Origin of the sequence: Proteus mirabilis ATCC 29906 (genome assembly GCF_000160755.1) — a bacterium.
Classification (GTDB): domain Bacteria; phylum Pseudomonadota; class Gammaproteobacteria; order Enterobacterales; family Enterobacteriaceae; genus Proteus; species Proteus mirabilis.
In genome coordinates this window covers 1,175,437-1,196,465 of the sequence record NZ_GG668576.1, presented here as the reverse complement: position 1 = coordinate 1,196,465, position 21,029 = coordinate 1,175,437, and the positions used below count along the sequence as shown (strand labels likewise).

Annotated in this window: 17 protein-coding genes and 1 other RNA gene; 10 read left to right on the top strand and 8 right to left on the bottom strand. The window is 37.9% G+C overall.

Translation table 11 applies throughout. The features are described from left to right. Window positions 1–146 precede the first annotated feature (146 nt). Window positions 147–1,397 carry a phosphoglycerate dehydrogenase gene (gene serA, locus HMPREF0693_RS05495; RefSeq protein WP_004244057.1) on the top strand — a complete coding sequence of 417 codons (1,251 nt, stop codon included), beginning with the start codon at window positions 147–149 and terminating at the stop codon, window positions 1,395–1,397. Window positions 1,398–1,474: 77 nt separating this feature from the next. Here serA and HMPREF0693_RS05490 read toward each other — a convergent pair whose 3' ends face one another. From HMPREF0693_RS05490 to zapA, 6 genes are all read right to left on the bottom strand, one after another. Further along, window positions 1,475–3,598, bottom strand: a complete 2,124-nt coding sequence (locus HMPREF0693_RS05490) for a type I secretion system permease/ATPase (protein WP_004244052.1) — start codon at window positions 3,596–3,598, stop codon at window positions 1,475–1,477. A gap of 13 nt (window positions 3,599–3,611) precedes the next feature. Further along, the gene (locus HMPREF0693_RS05485) at window positions 3,612–4,973 is read right to left on the bottom strand and encodes an HlyD family type I secretion periplasmic adaptor subunit (protein WP_223842419.1); all 1,362 of its coding nucleotides are present in this window, start codon (window positions 4,971–4,973) and stop codon (window positions 3,612–3,614) included. A 5-nt stretch (window positions 4,974–4,978) separates the two neighbouring features. Beyond that, complete coding sequence (locus tag HMPREF0693_RS05480; RefSeq protein WP_004244050.1) at window positions 4,979–7,051, bottom strand: peptidase domain-containing ABC transporter; 2,073 nt, start codon at window positions 7,049–7,051, stop codon at window positions 4,979–4,981. Window positions 7,052–7,140: 89 nt separating this feature from the next. Then, window positions 7,141–7,758, bottom strand: coding sequence for a 5-formyltetrahydrofolate cyclo-ligase (locus tag HMPREF0693_RS05475; protein ID WP_004244049.1), 618 nt, complete (start codon window positions 7,756–7,758; stop codon window positions 7,141–7,143). A 170-nt stretch (window positions 7,759–7,928) separates the two neighbouring features. Beyond that, window positions 7,929–8,113: non-coding RNA, 6S RNA (ssrS, locus tag HMPREF0693_RS18510), on the bottom strand. A gap of 110 nt (window positions 8,114–8,223) precedes the next feature. Further along, complete coding sequence (zapA, locus tag HMPREF0693_RS05470; protein ID WP_004244048.1) at window positions 8,224–8,553, bottom strand: cell division protein ZapA; 330 nt, start codon at window positions 8,551–8,553, stop codon at window positions 8,224–8,226. Between the two features lie 176 nt (window positions 8,554–8,729). On the opposite strand from zapA, the gene HMPREF0693_RS05465 reads away from it, so the two are divergent. The 7 genes from HMPREF0693_RS05465 (at window position 8,730) to gcvP (ending at window position 18,048) form a co-directional block, all read left to right on the top strand. After that, window positions 8,730–9,314 carry a YecA/YgfB family protein gene (locus tag HMPREF0693_RS05465; protein ID WP_004244047.1) on the top strand — a complete coding sequence of 195 codons (585 nt, stop codon included), beginning with the start codon at window positions 8,730–8,732 and terminating at the stop codon, window positions 9,312–9,314. A 53-nt stretch (window positions 9,315–9,367) separates the two neighbouring features. Next, the gene (gene pepP / locus HMPREF0693_RS05460) at window positions 9,368–10,678 is read left to right on the top strand and encodes a Xaa-Pro aminopeptidase (RefSeq protein WP_004244046.1); all 1,311 of its coding nucleotides are present in this window, start codon (window positions 9,368–9,370) and stop codon (window positions 10,676–10,678) included. Window positions 10,679–10,691: 13 nt separating this feature from the next. Next, window positions 10,692–11,864, top strand: a complete 1,173-nt coding sequence (gene ubiH / locus HMPREF0693_RS05455; RefSeq protein ID WP_004244045.1) for a 2-octaprenyl-6-methoxyphenyl hydroxylase — start codon at window positions 10,692–10,694, stop codon at window positions 11,862–11,864. A gap of 29 nt (window positions 11,865–11,893) precedes the next feature. Beyond that, window positions 11,894–13,129 (top strand): FAD-dependent 2-octaprenylphenol hydroxylase, encoded by a 1,236-nt coding sequence (gene ubiI, locus HMPREF0693_RS05450; protein ID WP_004244044.1) that lies wholly within the window; start codon window positions 11,894–11,896, stop codon window positions 13,127–13,129. A gap of 414 nt (window positions 13,130–13,543) precedes the next feature. Continuing rightward, the gene (gene gcvT, locus HMPREF0693_RS05445; RefSeq protein WP_004244043.1) at window positions 13,544–14,638 is read left to right on the top strand and encodes a glycine cleavage system aminomethyltransferase GcvT; all 1,095 of its coding nucleotides are present in this window, start codon (window positions 13,544–13,546) and stop codon (window positions 14,636–14,638) included. A gap of 32 nt (window positions 14,639–14,670) precedes the next feature. Then, window positions 14,671–15,063 carry a glycine cleavage system protein GcvH gene (gene gcvH, locus HMPREF0693_RS05440; protein ID WP_004244042.1) on the top strand — a complete coding sequence of 131 codons (393 nt, stop codon included), beginning with the start codon at window positions 14,671–14,673 and terminating at the stop codon, window positions 15,061–15,063. 108 nt (window positions 15,064–15,171) lie between these two features. Continuing rightward, window positions 15,172–18,048: an aminomethyl-transferring glycine dehydrogenase gene (gene gcvP, locus HMPREF0693_RS05435; protein WP_004244041.1), complete on the top strand. Its 2,877-nt coding sequence runs from the start codon at window positions 15,172–15,174 to the stop codon at window positions 18,046–18,048. Window positions 18,049–18,145: 97 nt separating this feature from the next. Here gcvP and HMPREF0693_RS05430 read toward each other — a convergent pair whose 3' ends face one another. After that, window positions 18,146–18,748: an HD domain-containing protein gene (locus HMPREF0693_RS05430; RefSeq protein ID WP_004248526.1), complete on the bottom strand. Its 603-nt coding sequence runs from the start codon at window positions 18,746–18,748 to the stop codon at window positions 18,146–18,148. A gap of 26 nt (window positions 18,749–18,774) precedes the next feature. Next, a complete protein-coding gene (gene ygfZ, locus HMPREF0693_RS05425; RefSeq protein WP_004244039.1) occupies window positions 18,775–19,761 on the bottom strand; it encodes a tRNA-modifying protein YgfZ in 987 nt (328 codons plus the stop codon). Window positions 19,762–20,021: 260 nt separating this feature from the next. Here ygfZ and sdhE point away from each other — a divergent pair, with 260 nt between their 5' ends. Together sdhE and HMPREF0693_RS05410 are read left to right on the top strand one after the other, a co-directional pair. Beyond that, on the top strand, window positions 20,022–20,297 hold the full coding sequence (gene sdhE / locus HMPREF0693_RS05420) for an FAD assembly factor SdhE (protein ID WP_026090407.1): 276 nt from the start codon (window positions 20,022–20,024) through the stop codon (window positions 20,295–20,297). Window positions 20,298–20,604: 307 nt separating this feature from the next. Beyond that, window positions 20,605–21,012, top strand: a complete 408-nt coding sequence (locus tag HMPREF0693_RS05410; RefSeq protein WP_004244035.1) for a protein YgfX — start codon at window positions 20,605–20,607, stop codon at window positions 21,010–21,012. The last annotated feature ends 17 nt before the right edge of the window (window positions 21,013–21,029 follow it).

The following is a 21,029-nucleotide window of genomic DNA, read 5'->3' as shown; positions in this document are numbered from 1 at the left end:
AATCATTTTGCTCGGTAGAAAATCACTTTATCTATCGCTTATTCTGTCAACAGTGCAATCGGTTGTATTGCCTCAAAATCTATTTTTGTTATGTTGGTGAAACAGGATTTCGTTTTTATTCATGTAACACAAATAGGGCAGGGTAAATGGTCAAGGTATCTTTGGAAAAAGAAAAGATAAAGTTCCTACTATTGGAAGGTGTACACCAAAGTGCGGTAGAGAATTTAAGAGCAGCAGGTTATACCAACATCGAATATCATAAAGGTGCATTATCGGGAGAAGAATTAAAACAAGCTATCCGTGATGCACGCTTTGTGGGGATCCGCTCCCGCACTCACTTAACAGAAGAAATTTTTGCAGCCGCTGAAAAATTAGTTGCTGTAGGCTGCTTCTGCATTGGTACTAACCAAGTTGACTTAGATGCGGCTGCCCGTCGTGGGCTCCCTGTTTTTAATGCACCTTTTTCAAACACTCGTTCCGTGGCTGAAATGGTGTTAGGGGAATTACTGTTATTACTGCGTCGTATTCCAGAAGCTAATGCTAAAGCGCATCGTGGTATTTGGGATAAACAAGCTAAAGGCTGTTTTGAAGCGCGAGGTAAAAAACTGGGGATTATTGGCTATGGTCATATAGGCACCCAGTTAGGGATATTGGCGGAAAGTGTTGGTTTAGATGTCTATTTTTATGATATTGAAAACAAACTTCCTTTGGGAAATGCAACCCAAGTTCGCCACTTATCCGAACTGCTGAATATGTGTGACATTGTTAGCTTACACGTGCCAGAAACGCCATCAACAAAAAATATGATTGGTCACGAAGAGCTATTACGAATGAAGCCAGGCGCTATTCTTATTAATGCCTCTCGTGGAACTGTGGTTGATATTCCGGCATTAGCACAAGCGCTAGAGAGTAAACATTTATCAGGTGCAGCGGTGGACGTTTTCCCTACGGAGCCGGGGGCAAATAACGATCCGAACGATCCTTTTGTATCAGAATTAATTAAATTTGATAATGTGATCTTAACGCCACATATTGGTGGTTCAACCCAAGAAGCTCAAGAAAATATTGGTTATGAAGTTGCTGGTAAGTTAGCTAAATATTCAGATAATGGTTCTACATTATCTGCGGTTAATTTCCCTGAAGTATCATTGCCTAGTCATGGTGATGATGTAAACCGTTTACTGCATATTCATGAAAACCGTCCGGGTATTATGAATAGTATCAATAACGTATTTACAGAAGAAAATATTAACGTTGCTGCGCAATATCTACGTACAGCTGGTAATGTGGGTTATGTAGTGATTGATGTTACTACACAAACGAAAGCACAAGCTGAGTTAGTATTGCAGAAACTAAAAGGACTACCGGGTACCATTCGTGCTCGTATGTTGTACTAATATCGCATATTTTTATATTAAGTATAAAGGCTCAATAATTAGAGCCTTTATTTTTATGGTTCATTACTTATCACGGTTTATTGCTGTGTCTGTTGTTGCCACAATTGCTGATAAAGTGTTTTCTTATTTAATAAATCGCTATGTGTACCTTCTTCTAATATACGACCTTTATCAATAACATAAATATAATCTGAAATAGAAATAGCATTAAGTCGGTGAGCAATACAAATTACCGTTCTATTTTTACAAATAGCCGGAAGATTAGCTAAAATTTCCGCTTCTGAGGCATAATCTAACGCCGATGTTGCCTCATCTAAAATAAGAATTCGTGGATCAGGTAAAAGTGCTCTTGCTAGCGCAATACGCTGACGCTGCCCTCCTGACAAATTACTACCTCTTTCACCTACTTGTGTATTAAATCCCTCAGGGAGTTGAGTAATAAAATGAAAAGCGCCGGCTAATTTACTCGCTTCAATAATATCTTCTTCACTACAATCGGGTTTTGATAACCGAATATTTTCCATAATAGTGCCACTAAATAAAAAATTATCTTGTAAAACAACACTAATTGATTGGCGTAAAGTAAGGGGATTGGCAATGGCGAGATCCATACCATCAATATAAATCTGGCCTTGTTGAGGAGTATAAAAACGTTGAATTAAACGTGTGATAGTACTTTTCCCTGAACCCGAGGGTCCTGTAATACCAATAAACTTGCCCGCGGGGATCGAAAAAGAGAGTTGCTCAATCACATCTGGAGTATTGGCTGTATAACGAAAGCGTACATGAGAAAATACTATACTTCCTGCAATATTAGGTACAGTAGCAAGTCCTTGATGCTGATGCTCTGTGGGAGTATTAACGATCTCGCCAATACGACGTATAGAGATGCCTGTTTGTTGAACATCTTGCCAAAGTTGGGCTAAACGTAAAATAGGTTGTGTAATATGGGCGGCAAACATATTAAAAGCCACTAATTCGCCCACACTTAATTGCGCTTTCATAATCAGATTAACACCATGCCACAAGATAATTGCCATAGTAATTTTATGAATAGCCCCAATTAATTGCTGAGCAAATAACGCTTTTTTGGCCGCTGAAAAACGCTTAAGGATATAATTAGTGAGTTTATATTGCCACTTTTCAATAAATTGATGTTCTGTTGCTGTTATTTTTATGGTTTCTATACCATTAATAGCCTCTGTTAATAAGCTCGTATTATCAGCATTTGCTTGATACTCTTGTTCAACCCAATAACGGATCATGGGGCCAAGTATCAGCCAAAATAAAAAGTAAACGACTAATGCTGTTATGGTTATCCAAGTTAATAATACGGAATAAGCAAACATTACTGAAAGAAATACGATAATAAAAATAAAATCCAGTACCATCATCAACGCAGAGCCAGTAATAAACTGGCGAATATGAGCAAGCTCTTGAATACGAGCAATAATTTGGCCAGATTGACGTTGATTAAAAAACTGACTGGGTAGCCGAATAAGGTGTTGATAAATTTTCCCTGAGAATTCGGCACCTAGGGTACAAGAAACAAAAGCATAAAGTTTATCTCGTAATAAAAGATAGATAGGCTCTATAATGGCAATCAGCACGAGGAGTACCCCTAAAACTTGCAAATTAGAGAGGCTTCTCCCCGTTAATACTTTGTCAATAATTTTTTCAAAAATAATTGGATTAACTAAAGAAAATAATTGAATAAAACAAGATAAAATAAAAATTAAATATAATGATTTTTTTTGTTTTAATAGCGATGGAATGCACCACATTAAGCTAAACTTGCTCTGTTTAGGGGTAAATATCTTATTAATAATTAGCAGTGTGGTATAAGTGATTTTTTTATCAATATGATAATGACTCTCTGTGTTAGTGCTTGGGTCAATAATAATTAATTTATCACTTATTCTATTTTTTAGAATATACCAATAACCATTAATTTCGATAAGTGTATCAATAATTATTTTATCTTTATACTCACTTTCACTATTAAAAAATGAAAATTCGCATTTTAAATTGAGTTGTTGAGCTGCTTCTATGATATTTAATTCAGAGAGATTGTCGTCATTACCTAAAAAATGAATAAGCTGCTCTTTTTTTAATGTTCCTTTATTCTTTTTTGAAAAATAAATAAGCCCATCAATAATTGAAGGATGAAGAGATGGCGTATTTTCAGTTATATAGTTCATAGATATCTCGCTATTATTTTTCTCTTAATGCTTCATGTTGATAAACTTCTATTGGACTGAGTAAATAATCAATCACTCGACGTTTTTCAATTTTTATATCGGCAACTAAAGACATACCTGTAGCCAGTTTATATTGTGCTTCATCTTCACCCATTACTTGCTTATCAAGTTCAATCAGGACGGGATAAACTAAGCCTAATTGTTCATGTTGTATGGAATCTTTTGCTATATTGACAATGGTGCCTTCAATGGTGCCATAACGGGTATAAGGAAAAGCATCAATTTTAATCACCGCTTTTTGACCCGGATAGATAAAACCAATATCTTTATTGAGAATATTCACCTCAGCAACATTATGCTGAGTATTGGGTACTATCACCATCACCGCTTGTGAAGGTTGCAATACGGCTCCTAGGGTATGAACAGCGAGTTGTTGTACTGTACCTGTAACAGGAGAACGAACAACTTTTAATTGTTGACGTTTCTGAGCATGAAAAAGATTTTGTTGATAAATAAAAACTTCGCTTTCATATTGTTTAAATTTGTCATGCCACTCTAGGTGTTTTTGTTTTTCTAATCTATCGCGATTTTTTATATATTGTTGCTCTTGACTGGATAAAATAATCAGTTCTGATGATTTTCTTTTAATGATTTGATTAATTTCTAATAACTCCTTTTTATTTTCTAAAAACTCCATGGTACTAATGATTTTTTTATCATAGAGTTTTTTCTTTATATTAAAACGTTTTTCAATATTGTTTTTTAATTCATTTAATGAATTGATTTCTTGGTGAGTAAGAAGCTTGTTTTTATTGTTGGTTTCTATTTCAGAATTAATATGATTAATACTAGCATCAAATTCATCCTTTTCTTTTTGATAACTTAGTAGAACCGCTTCTTTTTTTTCTTTATTTAGTAAATTAAAATCATCAATTGTATCAGGTCGGGTGTTTTGACTTAATGCTTGATAACGAATTTTTAGTAATAATAGATTTTCTATCTTATTTTTTAGATTATTAATCTCTTCATCAACACCTAAAATATCAAGTGTTAATAACGCTTCTCCTTTGGTAACTTGTTGGCCATTTTTTACATGAATGGCGCTTAAGCGACTATGTTCATAAATTTGAATTTGTTGCGAATAACCTGAAACCACTAATTTTCCTATAGCTGAAGAAAGCACATCTAATTTACCTATATATGCCCAGAGTAAAAATATAATCACACTTAATGAAATTATTATTGCAATAATACGACTATAAGGTGTCGGCGGTTTCTCAAGTACGGCGATATGATTAGGGTAAAAATCATAGTTTTTAGGCTCTTTTTTAGTTTTAAAGTAGTGAGCAATCATTTGTTTTATTTTTGATTTCATCATTGTTATCCTTGTTGATGTTGCCAAAGTTTCTTATAAGCGCCATCTTTTCTAATCAATTCATTATGTTTGCCTTCTTCAATTATCTGGCCTTTTTCTAATACAATAATGCGGTCACAGTTTTTTATTGTGGAAAGGCGATGAGCAATCATAATGACGGTCTTATCTTGGGTAATAAGGGGAAGATTTTTTTCGATGATGGCTTGAGACTCACCATCCAATGCGCTGGTAGCTTCATCAAAAATTAAAATTTTAGGGGATGAGAGTAAGGCTCTAGCAATTGCAATACGTTGGCATTGTCCCCCAGATAAAGATCTGCCATTTTCAGCAATGAGTGTGTCGTACCCTAAAGGAAGTTTTAAAATAAACTCATGAGCACCTGCTAATTTAGCTACATGAATAACCTCATCTAATGAGGCTGATGGTTGCGTTAAACGGATATTGTCGAGCACGGTTAAATGAAATAAAAAATTCTCTTGTAAGACAAACCCTATTTGTTGACGTAATACTGCGGGGGGAATTTCACAAACCGGAATGCCATCAAGCTTAACTTGACCTAATTGTGGGATATAAAGCCCTGCGATGATGCGTGCTAATGTACTTTTCCCTGATCCAGACGTCCCGACGATACCAATAGTTTCATATTTATTTATTCTAAATGAAATTTGCTTTACAACAGGGGGGGCATCATGTTGATAACTAAAACTGACATTCTCAAAACTCACTTCACCTTGTAATGCCATTTTCTTATTGGCTTTTTCTTGCTCTATTGGGAGATTAAGAATGTCTTGTAAATTATAAATAGCCGTTTTGGCTCGGATATACTTTCCCCAAACTTCTATAGCAGAACTTAAAGGTTGTAGACAGTGGTTTAATAGCATATTAAAAGCAATGAGTTGACCTATTGTCATTGCAAGTGAAATGACTTCAAAAGCACCTAGACATAAAAGTATCGCTGTCGTTATTTTTTGTAAAAATGAAACAATGTATTGCGATAAGTTATCAATATTTTGTAATTTTAAATTTTCATTAGTCAGTTGATGGATTTGCGTATGCCACTGTTGTGTAAAACGTGGTTCTAATGAAAGGCTTTTTATTGTTTCTATACCTCCTAGGGTTTCTGTTAAAAAAGCACTATTTGTTGCTGAATATTGATAAAGCTGTTGTACGGTTTTTTCTATTTTAGGGGCAATTAATTTAGCTAAGATAAAATAGAGTGGGATGGTGGCAAGAAAGATTAATGTTAACTTTAATGACAAATAAGCCATAACAAATAGGAAAATAAAGATAAATGAGAAATCAACTAATAACATTAATAAGGTTTTTGTTATAAACTCTCGAATGATATCAAGCTCTTTTACTCGTGTAACAATAATACCTGTTTGGCGAGATTTAAAATAACTGATAGGAAGTTTGAATAAATGATTAGTTAATTTCAAACTTAGCAACATATCAATTTTATTTGCTGTATGATGATAAATATACTCTCTTATCCCCTTTAATACAGATTCTGAAACGGCGACAAAAATAAGACCTATTATTAACACATCAAGCGTGGATAGGGCTTGATGGATAATTACCTTATCCATAATTATTTGCGTAATAATCGGGGAGGCAAGTGCTAGCAGTTGAAGAATTAACGAGTAAAATAATACACTTTGAAATAATATACGATATTTCATAAAGGTTGGGACAAACCAAGTGATATCAAAAAAATGCTTTTCTGCAAAGTCCAGATAGTAATAGTGATTTATACTGTTATTTATTAATCTCTCTTTATTCCATGTCTCCATATTGTCAGTTTGTAGATTATAAATTAGAAATTCATTATTGTTATATTTTAAAAGAATAAATATATTTTTAGAACGATCTAAAAAAATCATAGGGTAGTGTAATTGTTTTTTAAAAATATAATGAATGTTTTTTTTCTTTAGTTTAAAAGCATGTTTTTTTTCTAATGATGCGATAGTATCATCGTATTTATTAATGTTTGGTTTTGTATTATCTAATTGTTTTCCCGAAAGATTAAGAATGATATTAATGCTTTTTATAAATTTCGTACTTTCTCTATTTTTCATATTAAATACAATGTGGTTAAAAATAGAGATTTAACCTTATAAAATAAGATAATAATATAAAAAAACAAAGATAGCGTTAAAAGCTCGTCTTAATTTCTCTGTATCAGTTGTTCATTAAAACGCCATACTTTATCAGGTGTAATAATTTCAGGTAACGGTATATCCCAATCTGCGCTCGGTAACGAATGAACTTGTTGGCATGTATGAGCAAGTCCCATAGGATAAAATGACTGCCGCTGCCAATTTTCTAATGTTCTATCATAAAAACCTCCGCCCATACCGAGTCGTTGACCACTTTCATCGAAGGCAACCAGTGGCGTAAAGATAATATCGATATCAGATATTGGAATAATGTTATTCACATTGAGTGGAGGTTCAAAAATATTAAAACGATTTTTCACTAACTGCGTGGTGGGAGCGTAACGTAAAAAAAGTAAATGATGGCGATGAAAAGGGTGTAATACAGGCAGACAAACCTGTTTATTTAAATCCCATAAATGAGTGATTAGAGGTGCGGTATCAATCTCGCCGTCAAAAGAGAGAAATAAGGCAATTGTTTTAGCTTGCTTGACTTTGGGATGATGGAGTACCCGTGCAGAGAGTTTATGTGCAGCATCTTGCTGCTGTGCCACAGTAAGTTGACGGCGTTTTTGGCGGATAGCTTTACGTATCTGATCTCTTTGCTGGAAAACAGGGGGTTGTGTCATGATTAATCCATCAGCAAGGAATTAGTATGAATAAAAATATATCACTTCTATGAATTTATTACACTTTAGAGGTAAAAAAGAGAAAAGCCAAGAAAGATAGGGGCAAAAGAAACAAAAAAAGCTCTAAACATTAAATACTTAATCAGTACTCAGTGTTTAGAACTTGAATTGGGGTCTCCAAGATGCCGTTGTAGGCTGTAACCCTTGAACCCGTGGTCCAAGGTGAACATAGTGCTATCACCATTAGGCTGCCTGAACGAATCAGGTATGCTCACAAGTAATAGATCACCACATTCTATTTTTTTTGAAATATCGGCTCAGGGGACTTACCCACTGACGAACATCTCAGAGAAATTAGGTGGGTGCTGTTAAGCACCTTATCTATGAACTATTGTATTATTTTAATTGTAGAAAGCAACCTATTATCTGTTAATTTCGTGGTGTGCGCATGCTTTCTGAACAAATCTACTTTGATGTTGAAAAAGTGCGATCATGGTGCTTGCCTTGATCGTGTAAAGCTTGTTCAATAGATTGTTGTAGCATTTTTATTTTCTCTTCCATATTGTAGGCATAGTCTCTCGTTTTTAACTTTTCTTCTGCCAACTCATGACTCATATTTAATGCCACGATAAAAATTAAGTGCTCAGTATTGGAAACACCACTGCGTTCTTTGAGATCTTGTAATCGTTGTTCAAGTTCAGCAGCAGAAGCCAGTAAAGCATCTTTTTGTTCTGGTGGGCAATTGACACGTAATGAGCGCCCAAAAATTTGAAGATCAACGGGTTGTGCGGACATGATTCCTTCCTGACATAAAATCTGTGCTACGTGTTTAGTAGTGTATACGGTTATAAGGCAGTATTAAACGCTATTACTGCAAAAATTCCAATGTTTAACATAGCTTAACTGGTACAGTGCGTTCTATTGATGGTAGCATATCTTGAACTATTCCCCTAAATGCGACGTTTATTCTTATGTCAATACAAAACACATTACCAGATTACTCAGCAATTGATTCATTATTACAACAACATGCCGTGCCTTTAACTGCCGCAGAGATGCATGGTCTAATTACTGGGTTTATTTGTGGAGCAGTACATGACAATAGTTGGAAAACTTTGTTACATGAACTGACTAATGAGGGCTTAGCGTTCCCTAAATCGTTATCAGAACCCCTTGAATCACTTTATCACGTCACTCATGAGCAACTTGATGACAGCGTATTTAATTTTTCTATGCTGTTACCTGACGATGCAGAATCTGTTTTTCCTCGAGCTGATGCCCTTGCAGGGTGGGTTAATCATTTTCTATTAGGATTAGGTGTTGCACAACCTAAGTTATCTGAGCATAAAGAGTTGACGGAAGTTATCACTGATTTGCGTAATATTGGTGCATTAGGCTATGAAGAAGATGAAAATCAACAAGAGCTTGAAGATGCACTCGAAGAAGTTACAGAATATGTCAAAGTCTCTGTTCAGCTGTGCTATATCACTTTTGTCGCCTCAAAAGAGACAACAACAGAAAATGATAAACAAGATGAACAACGGACATTACATTAATAATTGCCTTATTAATTAGATAACCAAAAGATCAATAAAGGATAGGAGTGGGTATGAATAAGCAAGAATTTTTATCCCGTCGTCAGGCATTATTAGCTCAGATGAAACCAGCAAGTGCAGCTATCTTTTTTGCTGCGCCAGAAGCACAACGCAATGCTGATAGTGAATATCCCTATCGCCAACATAGTGACTTCTTGTATCTCACCGGATTTAGTGAGCCAGAAGCTATCCTTGTGTTGATTAAAAGTGATGAAACACATAATCATAGCGTACTGTTTAATCGGGTTAGAGATTTAACCGCGGAAATCTGGTTTGGTCGTCGTCTTGGGCAAGAAGCTGCCCCTGAAAAATTAGGTGTTGATAAAGCGCTACCTTACGAAGATGTAGGTGAGCAACTTTATCAATTACTCAATGGATTGGATATTGTTTATCATGCCCAAGGTGAATATGCGTTTGCCGATGAAATCGTCTTTAATGCTCTGGATACCTTAAGAAAAGGCTCTCGCCGTAATTTAAAAGCGCCACAAACGCTTATTGATTGGCGCCCAATAGTGCACGAACTGCGGTTATTTAAATCTGATGCTGAAATTGAATTACTGCGCAAAGCCGGAAAAATTTCTGCGTTAGCCCATACTCGCGCAATGCAAAAATGTCAGCCAGGTATGTATGAGTATCAATTACAAGGGGAAATTGAACATGAGTTTATCTCTCATGGTGCGCGTTTCCCTTCCTATAACAGTATTGTCGGTAGTGGTGAGAACGGTTGTATCTTACATTATACTGAAAATGAAACTAAAATGCGTGATGGGGATTTAGTCCTCATTGATGCAGGCTGTGAATATGAAGGTTATGCGGGTGATATTACGCGAACTTTCCCTGTTAATGGTAAATTTAGCCGTCAACAACGTGAAATTTACGAGATTGTTTTAAAATCACTCAATGTATCCCTCGAATTGTATAAACCGGGTACAAGCATCAAAGAAGTCACTAAACATGTCGTGTATATCATGGTGGAAGGCTTAGTTAAGCTCGGCATTATGCACGGTGATATCGAACACCTCATTGAGACAAAAGCCTATCAGCGCTTCTTTATGCATAGCTTAAGTCACTGGTTAGGTCTTGATGTTCATGATGTTGGACATTATGGCACCGATCGTGATCGTATCTTAGAGCCGGGTATGGTGTTGACTATTGAACCAGGACTTTACATTGCGCCAGATGCGGATGTACCACAAGAGTATCGTGGTATTGGTATTCGCATTGAAGATGACATTGTTATTACTGAAACAGGTAATGAAAATTTAACGGCTATGGTTGTTAAAGATCCTGATGAAATTGAAGCTCTGATGGCAGGAAAAATTTAAGGCTAAAATCAGCATGAATGTGATTATTGTGGGTGGCGGAATGGCGGGTGCAACGTTAGCACTAGCACTTTCTGCATTAAATAAGGGTAATATTTCCATTTCGCTTATTGAAGCGCGAGAGCCAGATAATGGGCATCCCGGATTCGATGCTAGAGCGATCGCTTTAGCGCATGGCACAGCAAAGCGATTAGCACAAATCGGATTATGGTCGGTCTTAAAACCCTTTGTAACACCTATTAATCACGTTCATGTTTCTGATAGAGGCCATTGCGGTTTTGTGAACATAAATGCGCAGGACTACGATATTGACGCTCTCGGTTATGTTATTGAATTACATGATGCGGGGCGTCAACTGTTTGCACAGTTGAAAAAACAACCCAATATTACGCTATATTGTCCCGCTAAAGTGGAGCATGTTCAGCGCCATCTCGATAACGTTGAAGTGACACTTGATGATGGTACGCAACTTAGCGGTGATTTACTGGTTGCCGCAGATGGTACACATTCACCCATTGGTCATCAATGTCATATTCAATGGCAGAAAACGCCTTATCATCAAGTTGCGGTGATCGCCAATGTAAAAACAGAGATTGATCCCAAAGGTTGTGCATTTGAGCGATTTACACAATTTGGTCCATTAGCAATGTTACCCATGAGCGAAGGGCGTAGTTCATTGGTGTGGTGCCATCCTATTGAAAAATTAGAGCAAGTTTCACAATGGGATGATCAAACAACCATTGCACAGTTACAACGGGATTTTGGCTGGCGTTTGGGTAAGATTGAACAAGTAGGGCAGCGTCATTGCTATCCATTAGTTTTGCAAAAAGCACAGCAAATGATCAGCCATCGTTTAGCATTGATAGGTAATGCATCTCAAACCTTGCATCCTATTGCAGGGCAAGGTTTTAATCTTGGTTTACGCGATGTAATGACATTAGCCAATACATTAACCTCGGCCATACAATCAGGTCTTGATATCGGCAGTTATCGCGTATTATCACAATATCAACAGCTTCGCGAACAGGATAGAGAAAGTACTATTACGATCACTGATGGCTTAGTGAAAGTGTTTGCGAATCGTTGTATGCCGTTAATTATCTCCCGTAATCTAGGCTTAATGACGATGGAATTAGTGCCTGCACTTCGTAACAAATTAGCACACCAAACATTAGGTTGGACAAACTGAGCATAATTGCTTTTTAGGATACTTTTATTATGAAATCATTTGATGTTGTTATTGCTGGTGGTGGAATGGTCGGGCTTGCATTAGCCTGCGGATTACATGGCTGTGGATTACGTATAGCGATAATAGAAAATCACCCAGTCACCACGCATTTCCATCCGCAAGATGATTTTGCATTACGGGTATCTGCGATTAATACTGCCAGTGAGTTATTACTCAAGAAATTGGGGGTATGGGAAAACTTAACGGCATTACGTACAGCTCCTTATCAAGGTATGGAAGTATGGGATCAAGATAGTTTTGGACGTATTGCGTTTTCAGCGCAACAAGAAGGGTTATCTCATCTTGGCACTATTATTGAAAATCATCTTATTCGTGAAGTGCTGTGGCAAAAGGTCACCAGTCATAGTGATATTACCTGTTATTCCCCTGCTCAAATTGAACGCATTGTGTGGGGAGAAAATGAAGCCTTTATCAGCTTAAATGACGGTGAAATGTTAACCGCTAGGCTGGTTGTTGGCGCCGATGGTGCTAATTCTTGGTTGCGTAAAAATGCTGATATTCCACTGACTTTTTGGGATTATGAACATCACGCTTTAGTCGCAACCATACGCACAGAACAACCCCACGATAATGTGGCGCGCCAAGTGTTTCATGGTGAGGGGATTTTAGCCTTTTTACCTCTTGCAGATCCTCATACTTGTTCTATTGTGTGGTCGCTACCTAGCTCATTGGCTGAAGATTATAAGAGTGCAGATAAAACGCGATTTGAACGTACGCTAGGTGTTACTTTTGATATGTGCTTAGGCCAGTGTGAATTAGTCAGTGAACGTATGACAATTCCATTAACGGGTCGCTATGCACGTCAATTTGCCGCTCCACGGTTAGCGTTATTAGGTGATGCCGCGCATACCATCCACCCTTTAGCTGGACAAGGGGTTAACCTTGGCTTTATGGATGTTGCTGAATTAATTGGTGAAATCCGTCGTTTAAAAGCAGAAGGTAAAGATTTTGGTGAGTATCTCTATTTAAGACGTTTTGAGCGCCGCCGTAAACATGCCGCTGCGGTCATGTTAGCGACTATGCAAGGGTTCCGCGAATTATTTGAAGGTAATAACCCTATTAAAAAGTGGGTGCGTGATATCGGTCTTTCGTTAGCAGATAGTTTACCAGGAGTAAAACCAAAGTTACTTGAACAGGCGATGGGACTTTCTGATTTACCAGAATGGCTAAAGCATAAAAATCCTGTTTCAGCTGAAAAAATCTAATTCAACCGCCATTTCACATTACTTTTCTTTATAACAGACTGGAAAAATAACACTAAAAATAGCTATTTTTTCAGTCTATTCTTTGTATTGCTCCCCTTTTTTTAGTCATTATTCACTAAAAATGAGGGCTGATACGCATAATTACAATCATTCATTCTGCATACTTATTTCTCTACATTATGATTGGTAGAGGTAATACCCTATTTTAACTTATGGTTTATTTTTTCTCTTAGTGATAAGTTCAAAGTAAAGGTATCGTTTGCGTTGTACGTTAATTGCTCATATTTGTTAAAATAATGTTTAAAAATAAACTTAAGCTTGTAATTAACACGCTGATTTTTAATCAAGTTTAATTTTATATTTAACAAATTGCGTTCTCTGGATCATCTAAACTAAAAATAGAAAGAGGGAAGAATGGCAAAACAGACTCCGTTATATGATGAGCACGTCGCCTGTGGTGCTCGTATGGTTGATTTTCATGGTTGGATGATGCCACTGCATTATGGCTCTCAAATTGATGAACACCATAATGTGCGTCAAGATGCAGGTATGTTTGATGTATCTCACATGACGATTGTTGATTTACATGGCCCGCAAGTTAAAGACTTTCTACGTTATCTATTAGCGAATGATGTCGCTAAACTCACCGAAAAAGGCAAAGCACTTTATACTGGTATGCTAAATGCGTCTGGTGGTGTGATTGACGATCTGATTGTTTACTACTTTGATGAGACTTTCTATCGTCTGGTGGTTAACTCCGCAACCCGCGAAAAAGATTTAGCGTGGATCACTGAGCATGCCAAAGATTATGTCGTCGATATTCAAGTACGTGATGATTTAGCATTAATTGCAGTACAAGGCCCTCACGCACAAGAAAAAGTACAGCGTTTATTAAGTGAATCGCATCGCCAAATAGTGGCAGCGATGAAGCCTTTCTATGGCGTACAACTTGATGATCTCTTCGTCGCGACGACAGGTTATACCGGTGAAGCAGGTTATGAAATCGCCATGCCAAAAGAGCAAGCCGTTGATTATTGGCAAAAGTTATTAGCAGTGGGGGTTAAGCCCGCAGGGTTAGGTGCTCGAGACACTTTACGTTTAGAAGCGGGTATGGATCTTTATGGTCAAGAGATGGATGAAACTATTAATCCTCTTGAGGCTAATATGGGATGGACGATTGCCTGGTTACCCGAAGATCGTCAATTTATTGGTAGAGAAGCATTAGAAAAATTACGCGCAACAGGCACAGATAAACTGGTTGGTCTGGTGATGCGAGAAAAAGGGGTGTTACGTGCAGGTAGTGCCGTGCACTTTACCGATGATTTAGGTGAATTAAGAGAAGGCGTTATTACTAGTGGCACATTTTCACCGACATTGGGCTTTAGTATTGCATTAGCCAGAGTACCCGCAGGTATTAAAGATAGCGCAATTGTTTTATTGCGTAATCGTGAAATACCGGTAGAGGTGGTAAAACCTGGTTTTGTTCGTTCAGGTAAAGCATTGGTATAAAGCATTATTATTTTAAATGGAGAGTACGGTCAATGAGTCAAATACCTAGTGAATTAAAATATGCGCAATCTCATGAGTGGATCCGTTCTGAAGGCAATGGCGAATACACTATCGGCATCACTGAACATGCTCAAGAGTTGTTAGGTGATATGGTGTTTGTTGATCTTCCTGAAGTAGGCAGTGAAGTTGATCTTGGGGATGATTGTGCTGTGGCTGAATCAGTAAAAGCTGCATCAGATATTTATGCCCCATTATCTGGCGAAATTATTGCAGTAAATGAGGAGTTGGATGGTTCACCAGAGCTGGTTAATAGTGATCCTTATGGGGATGGATGGTTATTTCGCATAAAAGCAAAAGATGAAAGCGAATTAAACGATCTCCTTGATGCGGCTGGCTACCAAGAGTTAGTTGAAAACGAAGAGTAAAAATAAACGCCTCGTCATTAAAAAGTCGGGGCGTTTTTATTTATCAGCCTATTTTCAAATCAGTAAAAACAGCTTATCCATTTATTGTGAATTCAGGAATTACCCGCAATGACACAAACTTTAACTCAATTAGAATATCGTGATGAATTTATTCGTCGCCATATTGGCTCATCGCCAGAACAGATTAAAGAGATGCTTGATGTTGTTGGCATCTCCTCATTAAATGAATTAACACAAAAGATTGTTCCCGATAATATCCAATTAGCAACGCCGCCTAATGTCGGAGGGGGGGCTACTGAACAAGAAGCATTAGCAGAACTAAAAGCGATAGCCCGTAAAAATAAACGTTTTACCTCTTATATCGGTATGGGATATGCGCCTTCTGTATTGCCTCCTGTTATTTTACGTAATTTGCTAGAAAATCCAGGTTGGTATACCGCTTATACTCCTTATCAGCCAGAAGTTTCTCAAGGGCGTCTTGAATCATTACTTAACTTTCAACAAGTAACCATTGATTATACCGGCATGGATTTAGCCTCTGCTTCGCTATTAGATGAAGCTACTGCTGCCGCTGAAGCTATGGCAATGGCAAAACGTGTTAGTAAACTAAAAAATGCGGAGCGTTTTTTTGTCGCTGATGATATTCATCCCCAAACACTAGATGTAGTAAAAACCCGAGCTAACACCTTTGGTTTTGAAGTGATTGTCGATAAAGCTGAAAAAGTGTTAGAGCTAGAAGGTGTCTTTGGAGTGCTATTACAGCAAGTCGGCACAACCGGTGAAATTCATGATTATAGTCAGCTCATTAGTGAACTAAAAACGCGAAAAATTATTACCAGTGTAGCGGCTGATCTAATGGCACTGGTGTTATTAACGGCTCCAGGGCAACAAGGAGCGGATATTGTATTAGGCTCAGCCCAACGCTTTGGGGTGCCAATGGGATATGGTGGTCCACATGCTGCTTTCTTTGCCTGTCGAGATGAATATAAACGAGCCATGCCAGGACGTATTATCGGTGTCTCGCGTGATGCTGCAGGTAACAGAGCGTTACGTATGGCAATGCAAACTCGTGAACAGCATATTCGCCGTGAAAAAGCTAACTCGAATATTTGTACTTCACAGGTATTACTGGCCAATATTGCTGCCATGTATGCGGTATATCATGGGCCTGAAGGTCTAAAAAATATTGCTCAGCGTATTCATCGCTTAACGGATATTTTAGCCGCGGGTTTAATTCAAAATGGCATGACATTACGCCATCAGACATGGTTTGATACTTTAACCGTTGAAACAGCGGATAAAGCGGGTGTATTACAACGTGCTAAAGATGCTGAAATTAACTTACGAACCGATATTGTTGGCGCAATAGGTGTCACTTTAAGTGAAGTGACGACTCGCGAAGATGTTGTCAGATTGATTGAGATTATCAGTGGTAAAGCTTTCTCTGATGACATTGATACATTAGATGCATTGGTAGCTTCTTCATCGACCTCAATTCCAACGGCAATGTTGCGTAAAGATGCGGTGTTAACCCATGAAAACTTCCATCTTTATCACAGTGAAACTGAAATGATGCGCTATATGCATCGTTTAGAAAATAAAGATTTAGCGCTTAACCAAGCAATGATCCCGTTAGGCTCATGTACTATGAAGCTTAATGCTGCGGCTGAAATGCTGCCGATCACATGGCCTGAATTTACCGAAATGCACCCATTCTGCCCACCTTATCAAGCGCAAGGCTACCAGATAATGATTGAGCAGCTATCTAATTGGTTGGCTGCCATAACGGGTTATGATGCGATGTGTATGCAACCTAACTCAGGGGCGCAAGGGGAGTATGCTGGATTGTTAGCTATTCGTCGTTACCATCAAAGCCGAGGAGAAGGAAATCGCCATATCTGTTTAATTCCAAGCTCAGCCCATGGTACAAACCCTGCATCAGCCCATATGGCGGGTATGACGGTGGTTGTTGTGGGGTGTGATGAAAATGGTAATATCGACATTGCAGACTTAAAAGCGAAAGCAGAGAAGCACCAAGCTGAGCTTTCTTGTGTGATGGTGACTTATCCTTCAACTCACGGTGTTTATGAAGAGGGTATACGTGAAGTTTGTGAGATCATTCATCAATATGGCGGACAGGTTTATCTTGATGGCGCTAATATGAATGCGCAAGTGGGGATCACGACCCCAGGCTTTATCGGCTCTGATGTATCACACTTAAACTTACATAAAACTTTCTGTATCCCCCATGGCGGTGGTGGCCCAGGTATGGGACCTATTGGCGTAAAAGCACATTTAGCGCCATTTGTACCTGGACATAGTGTCGTGGAAATGGACGGTGTTACGACCCAAGGTGCCGTGTCAGCAGCACAATTTGGTAGTGCCTCAATATTACCCATTAGCTGGATGTACATCCGTATGATGGGCTCAGAAGGGCTTAAACAAGCGAGCCAAGTAGCGATTTTAAATGCTAACTATATTGCTCAACGCTTAAAAGATGACTATGACATCCTCTATTCTGGGGCGGAAGGTTACGTTGCCCATGAATGTATTATTGATATTCGTCCACTCAAAGCTAACTATGGTATCAGTGAAATGGATGTGGCGAAGCGTCTAATTGATTATGGCTTTCATGCGCCAACCATGTCATTCCCTGTTGCGGGGACATTAATGATTGAGCCAACAGAATCTGAAAGCAAAGTTGAAATTGACCGCTTTATTGATGCGTTACTCTCGATTCGTGCTGAAATTGCACAAGTCGATGACGGGGTATGGCCGATTGATGATAATCCGCTAGTGAATGCACCACATACACAGTATGAATTAGTGCAAGAATGGTCACATAGCTATAGCCGTGAATGTGCGGTATTCCCAAGTGAAGCAACGAAACGCAATAAATATTGGCCGGCAGTAAAACGCCTTGATGATGTTTATGGTGATCGTCATTTGCATTGTTCTTGTGCGCCAATAAGTGATTATGAATAAAGGTTAATTTAGCGCTATTACTAAATAAAATACCGAGGGTAAATTCAAAATCTACCTTCGGTATTTTTTTGGTCAGCATCAAATGAACAGCAAAAAATTATTTTAACCAGCCTTTTTTCTGTGCCTCTAGTAATTGAGGATAGAGGTATTGCCAAAATTCTGGCCACTGTTTTTCGATAAATAGATTTCGTGCAATCACTTGTTCTAAACGGATATTATTTTCAACCCAGCTTTGCCCTTCGTTATGTAGATTCATTAACATTGGCATTGCGCGATCTAAAATATTGGCAAATTGTGACTCAGGGGTTTGTGCTGCATCATATTCAAGCCAGAGATTAAGAAAATATTCACTTTGTGGTGCAGGTAACAACGAAAAAATACGTCTGGCTGCTTTTTGCTCTTGCTCTTTAATCGCTTCACGAGCGGCAACATCATAAACCATCACATCACCAGCATCGATTTCGACAATATCATGCACTAAAGCTAGCTGGATCGCTCTACCTATATCAATATCACCGGCATAAGGTTGAAAACTCATTGCTGCAACAGCAAAGTGCCAACTATGCTCAGCGGTATTTTCAGCACGGCTATTGTCTAATACATTATTTTTGCGGTAAACGCGTTTGAGTTTATCGAGTTCAATAATAAAATTGATGGTATCTGAAAAGGGGCCAAAAGCCCCATTAGTTTGTTGTGTCATAAAAATCCGTTCATATGGAAGTGCTATCACTCATCTTCTAAAGAGTAAGGCAAAGGTTTAATCGTTAAGCGGCTGGTGGTATCACTTTGGACACGAAATACGCTGTCAGCATCCATATCATTATTCATCACCACTTCGGCGATAATCGTGTTATCGGCCATACGAACCGCACTTAATACCGTGCCCGTTTTGCGCCATTTATCTTCACCTAATTGCCACTCAACGCTACCGCCAATGTCCGGCAATTGTGCTGCGCCACCTGATAACAGATACATAGCACGTTTATTTGCGCCTCTGAATTTGGCACGAGACACCATTTCTTGACCTGTATAGCAACCTTTTTTAAAGCAAATACTTAATGGTAATGCTTGTAAGTTAGTCGCTTGTGGTAAGAATTGTTCGATATTAGGGGTATCAATAATGGGATAACCCGCCTCAATATCAAGGGCTAACCACTGGTCACTATCACTGGTTTCTGCGGGCAATGTCGTGGCTAGTTTTTTGGCAGTCTCTTCATCTGTAACAATTAAAAAGCGCTCTGTAGGTAACGGGAGTTGCAGTAAGTAGCTATTTTGGTGATTAACCACTTCATTGGCTTTACGAGGGATCTCAGGGAAGAATTCCGCTAAGGCTTGTGCCGCGCCTTGCCCCGCAAGTCCTAATAACACCGCATCTGTATTTTCAGTAAAAGTCACTTTTGAAAATACGGCGTATTTTTTAAGCTCAGTAAGTTGTTTTTCAGCAACATTTTTCCGCAATATATAAGCAAATCCTGCTTGTTGATGGAAAATGCGCAATGTACTCCACATTTTCCCTTTAGCTTCACAATGAGCGGCTAAAGTGTGCTCTGTAGTCGGTAATGCGGCAATATCCGTTGTTAGTTGGCCTTGTAAGTATTTTTCACTATCAGCCCCTGTTGCAGTTATCAATGACCAATCATCTAAAGAGATCAAGGTGAGTGGTAAATTGATTGCGGCATGAGGGCGTTTTGTCTGAGTAGAATTTTGAGTCATGACATCACCCGCTATGTAGTTAATCCGATACACTGTTTATGGTAAAAGAGTCACAAGACAATGCAAGTCATTATTATTTTCAGCGCACAGAAAGAATTTTGTGCATAACAATTTATTGATGCTTCAAAGCGTTGCTATTGGACGAAAGCGACAAATTGTGATCATTTTGATGTTAAAAAGAGTGCGATAAGACTATCATCAAGGCAGGAAGAAATAGTGGTATTTCTTGAAGTGAACATATTAAAGAGCAGAATATGACTATCGATATAGAAAATAAAGCACGAATAAATTGGGCATGTCGCCGTGGAATGCGTGAACTAGATATTTCTATCATGCCTTTTTTCGAAAACGAGTACGACACACTCTCTGATGACGACAAAAGGCTCTTTGTTCGTTTACTTGAATGTGCTGATCCTGATTTATTTAATTGGTTGATGAACCACGGCCGCCCTGATGATGAAGATCTTTATTACATGGTAAAGTTAATTCAAGAGCGTAATAGAATTCGTATGGCTGAAATTGTTAATAAGTATTAGTACTAATAAAAATAGAATATAAAACCAAGTGCATTAAATAAAGCCTGAAGTACTAAGTATCACGCCCTTATTCATTAAATGAATAAGGGCGTTTTAGTAAGTAAAAAACGAAGAATAGAAAATTTTAATGAGGTAATATTAAATCTTAGTGACAATAATTTTGCGTGGCATTTCAAAGAAAAAATAGAGGATCGTCATTTTATTTTTTATATTCTCCTTTTTTTACAAAAATCAGTTATGCTATTAAAAAACGACGACGATATCTTGTTGTAATAATAAGATATTAAAGCAGGAGCTAATATCACTCGTGACTTTATGGAAATCACATTTAACAGTTTCTTGGTTTACACAGTTATTTTCAACTAGTGTTTACGTTATTTTTGAAATAGCATTGCTGTTATATCCTTGGCCACCTGGCTTTATTTATATCTGGGTTCCTTTGTTACTTTTACTTATATTAGGTTGGTATTTTAGCCAAAAAAATATCAATAAAAGGAAAGGGGATTTAGTGCTGCTTAATGGCAATCGTATTCAATGGAAATATCATGAATGGCAGATTGCAAAACAACCGTGGATCAGCCGATTTGGTGCAAAAATAACGTTAGATTCTATCTTAAATAATAAGCAAATCACGCTATGGGTTGCTTTTGATAGTATGCCGGAAAATGAGTGGCGAAATTTTTCACAACTGCTGATGCAATACCCAGATATTTAATTCTGGGTATGTATATA